The organism is Allobosea sp. FBZP-16, assembly GCF_002831785.1.
GTDB lineage: Bacteria > Pseudomonadota > Alphaproteobacteria > Rhizobiales > Beijerinckiaceae > Allobosea > Allobosea lupini.
On record NZ_LNCQ01000058.1, the window covers coordinates 22579 to 22865 of the forward strand.

Sequence of the window (287 nt, forward strand, 5' to 3'; positions counted from 1 at the left end):
GGGATCCGGCACCTTCATGCATCCCTGGCTCGGGCCGGTCGATTGCGTGCTACTCCGGCCCGCCGAGATCTCCTTCGCCTCGGACGAGCTGCGGGTGGCACGGATCGAGTGCGAGTTCGACCCGACCGGCGACGACGTCCTCTCCGGCCTGCCCGGCATCGGCGGTCTGTTCGCCTCGCTCTCCGGTCTGCTCGGCGCGATCGGCGGCGTCATCGGTGCTGCGGTCGGCCTGGTCTCCTCGGTGCTGTCGGTCGTGCCGATGGCGCTCGCCATCTTCTCGTTCGGCC

1 protein-coding gene is annotated in these 287 nt (G+C 70.4%); it reads left to right on the top strand.

Annotation, left to right across the window (positions count from 1 at the left end; genetic code table 11):
* Positions 1 to 16: 16 nt before the first annotated feature.
* Positions 17 to 287: hypothetical protein (locus CXY91_RS28575; RefSeq protein WP_158673637.1), on the top strand; the 271-nt coding region annotated here is incomplete at its 3' end.